The following is a 287-nucleotide window of genomic DNA, read 5'->3' as shown; positions in this document are numbered from 1 at the left end:
GGGTAGAGCAAAACAGCATCAGGGCAGCTGCGCAAGACAAGGAGGTCAGCTGAGCCCCCTTTGGAGAGAGCCAGTCAATGATGGGCATGGCGCAGCCATAGACAACGCAGTCAATCCCTGCTAGAAGGGCCATGTTCAGGTAGATGTCTGGAGATAGGGAACTGGAGCTATATGACAAGGCGTAGAAACTCATGCTCACAGCGCTCCAACAAACGGCCGTCGCGACCAAATATCCCACCATGGGCCACACCCTCAAACTACTCTCATTCCTGTCAATTCGGTCTGAC

At 54.0% G+C, this 287-nt stretch carries 1 protein-coding gene; it reads right to left on the bottom strand.

Translation table 11 applies throughout. The features are described from left to right. The coding region (locus ACYQ78_RS39450) for a hypothetical protein (RefSeq protein ID WP_459806113.1) at positions 1–193 on the bottom strand (193 nt) is incomplete at its 3' end. Positions 194–287: the final 94 nt, after the last annotated feature.

The sequence above is a fragment of the Herbidospora sp. RD11066 genome, assembly GCF_054661255.1.
This window is presented reverse-complemented; position numbering and strand designations above follow the sequence as displayed.